This window comes from Campylobacter sp. BCW_4323, assembly GCF_001763115.1.
Lineage (GTDB): Bacteria > Campylobacterota > Campylobacteria > Campylobacterales > Campylobacteraceae > Campylobacter_D > Campylobacter_D jejuni.
The window spans coordinates 1-3327 of sequence record NZ_MJYC01000046.1; the positions used below are offsets into that span (position 1 = coordinate 1).

At 25.1% G+C, this 3327-nt stretch carries 4 protein-coding genes; all 4 read left to right on the plus strand.

Annotated elements, in window-relative coordinates:
* Positions 1-1347: ATP-grasp fold amidoligase family protein (locus tag AJN60_RS09955; protein ID WP_269085564.1), on the plus strand; the 1347-nt coding region annotated here is incomplete at its 5' end.
* A complete protein-coding gene (locus AJN60_RS04140) occupies positions 1334-2410 on the plus strand; it encodes a pyridoxal phosphate-dependent aminotransferase (RefSeq protein WP_052834496.1) in 1077 nt (358 codons plus the stop codon). The genes AJN60_RS09955 and AJN60_RS04140, both read left to right, overlap by 14 nt.
* Positions 2400-3032: an HAD-IB family hydrolase gene (locus tag AJN60_RS04145; RefSeq protein ID WP_002856497.1), complete on the plus strand. Its 633-nt coding sequence runs from the start codon at positions 2400-2402 to the stop codon at positions 3030-3032. Before AJN60_RS04140 ends, AJN60_RS04145 begins: the two co-directional genes overlap by 11 nt.
* A gap of 10 nt (positions 3033-3042) precedes the next feature.
* Positions 3043-3327 (plus strand): glycosyltransferase family 2 protein (locus tag AJN60_RS04150; RefSeq protein ID WP_141085091.1); only part of this gene is annotated, 285 nt, incomplete at its 3' end.

Here is a 3327-nt window from a genome sequence, read left to right on the forward strand (position 1 = left end):
TTTAACACCAATTTATATGGCACAGCTAAACAAAGAATTCAAAATCAGCTTTGTTATAAATTAGGTCAAACTATGATTATTAATTCTAAAAGTATTATTGGTATTCTATTCATGCCAATATATTTGTTATCAGTATTTTTAAATTATAAACAAGATCAAAAAATATATTATCAAAAAATAAAAAAAGATCCAACTTTAAAATTACCCCCTTTAGAAAATTATCCAGATTACCAAGAAGCTTTAAAGTATAAAGAACACTTATCTTATAAACTAGGAAAAATTTTATTAGAATCTTTTAAAACTTGGCATAAAGGTGGTTTGTTTAAATTTCCTTTTTTAGCTAAGGGAGTGAAAAAAAGGAGTAAAGTTACTCTTACGAGTAAAGAATGTAATTTAGAAGAGGATGAATTTTTTTTTAAAGAAAGACATAAGGTAATTTTTAATTATATACCAGATTTTAAACATCCACAAACCTTTAATGAAAAATTAGTTTTTAGAATGCTTTATGATAGAAGTCCTTTATATACTTTTTTAGCAGATAAATTAAAGATGAGAATTTTTGTTCAACAAATTTTATCTCAATTTGATGAGGGTAATATTTTTGATAATGATTCAGTTCTTTTTCAAGATATAGATAAGATACAAGAACAAATTTTAAATACAAATATTTGTGAATATTTGCCAAAACTATATGCCATATATGATGATATTTATGATATTGATTTTGACATTCTTCCAGAATCATTTGTGTTAAAAACTAACCATGATTGCGGAGGTTATGTTATCGTAGAAGATAAAATAAAATTTTTAAGAGATATAGATTTATTTTCTAGCAGCATGCAAAAATTGCATAATCATTTGCATAGTAATTACTATTATTTATCTAGAGAATGGCATTATAAGGATATTAAACCAAAAATTTTTGCAGAAGAATTATTGATAGATAAAAATGGTAAATTGGCAGATACTTATAAGTTTCATATTTTTGATCATAAAAATCTTAATAATAATTATATTCAAGTAACAACCGATAGGTTTAATAACTATCAACGTTTCATAATGGATAGTAATTGGAATATAGCACCTTTTAATTTTACCTATGAAGTTTCTAAAGATAAGCTGCCAAATAGACCTTCAGAATTTGAGAAAATGTTTGAAATTTCTCTCAAGCTATCAAAAATGTTTGATTATGTTAGAGTGGATTTGTATTGTATTGATAATAGAATTTATATTGGTGAATTGACTTTTACACATGGTGCCGCTGGGGAGAAATTAAATCCTAATTGTTGGGATAAAAAACTTGGAAAATTATGGAATATAAGGAAGTTGTCAGATGTTGCCAAATAAAAATATACAAAATCTTAAGCCCTACATGTCTATCCCTCATGATATATGGAATTTTAAAAATTATGATAATGTTTTAAAATTAGATTGGAATGAAGCAACTATAAATCCTTCTCCAAAAGTTTTCGAACATATTTATCAATTTTTAAATAGCGGTAAATTAAATTGGTATCCTAATACTAAAAATATAGAACTTCTAAGAGCTTTATCTTTATATACAAAACAAGATAGTGAAGATTATATAGAAATCTTTGGAAGTTCCGATGCAGCTCATGAAAATATTATAGACGTATTTTTGGAAAAAAATTCTATCGTCTGTATTATATCTCCAACATATGATAATTTTAGGGCTAGGGCTAATGGGGTAGGTATAAAAACTATTAATTTTATGTTAGATAAAAATTTTGAATTAGATTTTGATGAATTAAATAACTTTTTAAAACAAAAAAAAGTTGATTTTTTATATATTTGCAATCCAAACAATCCAACAGGAGTATGTTATGATAACAATAAACTTGAACAGCTTATTATTAATAATCCAAAAGTAATGTTTTTAGTAGATGAAGCTTATTATGAATTTTGCAAAAAATCTGTTCAAAATCTTGTAAAAAATTGCAAGAATTTAATTATAACTAGAACTTTTTCCAAAGCTTTTGCTTTGGCTAGCTTTAGAATAGGGTATGTAATTTCACATGTTGACAATATTAAATCAATAAATAAACTTAGAAATTCTAAAAATATTTCTATGTTATCTCAAATAGCTGCTTTAGCAGCTTTAAAAGATGTGGAATATGTTGATAAATTTGTCGAACAGGTTGCTACTTCTAGAAAATTATTTTTAAAAGATATTAAGGCTTTTGATATTAGAGCATGTGAGCAAACAGAAACAAATTTTGTTTTATTAAGTATGAAAAATATGCAAGAAGTTATTAATTATCTTAAGCAAAATAAAATTTTTATAAGAAATTATAATCATATTATTCCAGGATACTGTAGAATAACAATAGGAACTGTAGAGCAAATGAGATATTTACTTGATAAGTTAAAGGAATTTTATGAGCGGTAAGATATTTGCACTTTTTGATTTTTGCGAAACAATAACAAATTTTCAAACCTTAGAGAAATTTTTACCCTTGGTAGCACAGAAAAATCCTTATTATACTCATAAAGCGAATGCTGAAAGAAGAGAAAAATTTGATAAATTGGGTTTAATATATCCTAGATATGAGGCTTTAATTGATTGCCCCGTAGATATTGTTAGAAATACAGCAAAGGAATTTTTATATAATCATATAATAAATAATATAAATAAAAATGTTATAAATAAATTATTTTGGCACCAAGATCAAGGACATGTGGTAGCTATAGTTTCTGGTGGATTTGAAATTTATATAAGAGAATTTGCTAAAATTTATGGTATAGAGCATATAGTAGCTATCGATTTGGAAAATTCTGATGATAAATTTACAGGCAATATACACGGTATTCATACGATGCAAGAAAGAAAATTATATAAACTTTCAAATATGTTTAATATAAAAGAATTTGATTTAAAGAATTCTTATGCATATAGCGATTGTGTTAGTGATATACCTTTGCTTTCATTTGTTGGACATCCTAATGTTATTGAATGTGGAAAAGATTTGAAATGGGCTAAATTGCTAAATTTTAATATTTTAAGAAACTAAGGAAAAAACAATGAAAACCGTAGGTGTAGTTATCCCAATCTATAATGTGGAAAAATATTTAAAAGAATGTTTAGATAGTGTTGTTAATCAAACTTATAAAAATTTACAAGTTGTACTTGTAAATGATGGAAGTACTGATGAAAACTCACTCAATATAGCAAAAGAATATACTTTAAAAGATGAAAGATTTATACTTTTTGATAAGGAAAACGGGGGACAAAGTACAGCAAGAAATGTTGGCATAGAATTCTTTAGTAAAGAATATGATTTTAAAAATATTACCCAAGAATTAAAA

Coding starts and splice junctions, on each gene's coding strand:
- AJN60_RS04140 (WP_052834496.1), top strand. CDS start 1,334: ATGTTGCCAAATAAAAATATACAAAATCTTAAGCCCTACATGTCTATC.
- AJN60_RS04145 (WP_002856497.1), top strand. CDS start 2,400: ATGAGCGGTAAGATATTTGCACTTTTTGATTTTTGCGAAACAATAACA.